This window comes from Mesotoga sp. HF07.pep.5.2.highcov (genome assembly GCF_003666285.1).
GTDB lineage: Bacteria > Thermotogota > Thermotogae > Petrotogales > Kosmotogaceae > Mesotoga > Mesotoga prima.
In genome coordinates this window covers 1-1,543 of record NZ_JFHJ01000401.1, presented here as the reverse complement: position 1 = coordinate 1,543, position 1,543 = coordinate 1, and the positions used below count along the sequence as shown (strand labels likewise).

At 46.5% G+C, this 1,543-nt stretch carries 1 protein-coding gene and 1 pseudogene; both read left to right on the top strand.

All coding sequences use genetic code 11. The features are described 5' to 3' along the window. Positions 1-620 precede the first annotated feature (620 nt). Positions 621-886, top strand: a pseudogene (locus BG32_RS08555) (DUF4160 domain-containing protein). 13 nt (positions 887-899) lie between these two features. Continuing rightward, positions 900-1,151, top strand: a complete 252-nt coding sequence (locus BG32_RS08550) for a DUF2442 domain-containing protein (protein ID WP_121509626.1) — start codon at positions 900-902, stop codon at positions 1,149-1,151. The last annotated feature ends 392 nt before the right edge of the window (positions 1,152-1,543 follow it).

Genomic DNA, 1,543 nt, shown 5'->3' with positions numbered 1-1,543 from the left:
TGTCATCCCGAACTTGTTTCGGGATCCGTGGTCGATGGTAGCAGGTAGGGGGTTCGTAAGAGCAAGAGAAAGAGGTTTGCCGTTGAAAGGTTCTCCGTTCGTCGAGAAGAGCCGCTTCCCGCTTGCTAAGACACACTGAACGCTGAAAAGAGCATCGTGATTCTGAATCAAGTTCAGATGACGCGATGTGAGGTTTTCGCAATCAGTAATACTGTCATCCCGAACTTGTTTCGTGATCTGCTCTCCGATCCAATCGAAGGACGGGTCCACGATCTTGAAGGACGAGGGACGGTTCTTTACGGCGACCAGCGTGTTTTTGTTCTTAAGCGCACAGCGGCTCTTTCGAAGGACTGGACTTATGTTGCATCCCCTGCCTCTATTATTCTAACAAACAACGAAGGACGAGGGACGGGTTCCCTGCCTGGACCAAAGAACTAACAATGGTTTTTCAAGATTGAAGCGAAGAGCGTGTCTTTCCCAGCGAAGAGGCCCTTGCGTCCAGGCATGTTCATTTCAGATATTTCTTCTGCCGATATCCTTGGTAGTGCGGCAACCACCTCGATTCCTTGACCGTTTCATTTGATCTAGTATAATACTAATGGGAGAGGAGGTAAGAATAGATGCCAACGATAAGCATGTTTTACGGGATAATAGTTAGAATGTATTGTTCCCCCGGTGAACACAATCCTCCTCATATACATGTCTACTATCAGGATGATAATGCGATTGTCTCAATTCCTGATGGAGAAATCCTAAGCGGTGAGATCCCCAACAGAAACTCAGGCTCGTCCAGGCATGGGTTGAGCTTCATTCTGAAGAGCTAATGGCCAACTGGAAGCTTGTAACAAATGGTGAACTTCCATTCAAAGTAGATCCTCTAAGATGATGGAGGTACTGACATGAACATTGGAGTGAAGTCCATAAAGCATTGCAGGCCATATGAATTCATTCTCGAATTTAACAATGGAGAAGAAAGGACAATAGATCTTGAAGGAATCCTTGACAAGGGCAGATTCGCGGAACTGAGAGATCCAAAGATCTTCTGCTCGGCCAGAATAGCTTTCGATACAATAGAATGGTGTAATGGGCTGGACATCTGCCCAGAATATCTTTTTGAGCATTCAAAACCCGCACCAAAGATCCCGCACTGATCTGCTAATCAAGATTTCCCGATCGTCATTCGCCAGTTGAGGTTAAAAATCGAGGGATGCAACCTTCTAAAATTGACAAACTCGCTACCCCAATAACGGTTCATCTCAAACTCCTTACTACGCCATCCCGAATTCATTTCGGAAAACCGTGGTCGGTGGTAGCAGGTAGGGGGTTTGTAAGAGCAAGAGAAACTGGTTAGCCGTTGAGCGGTTCTCCGTTCACCGAGAAGAGCCACTTCCCGCTTGCTAAGACACGCTGAACGCTGAAAAGAGCATCGTGATTCTGAATCAAGTTCAGAATGACGCGATGTGACGTTTTCGCGAAAGGCGTTTAGAAGTTGAAACAAGTTCAGATGACTGGATTGACAGCGGGTATTGGGTCTAGGGTCTAG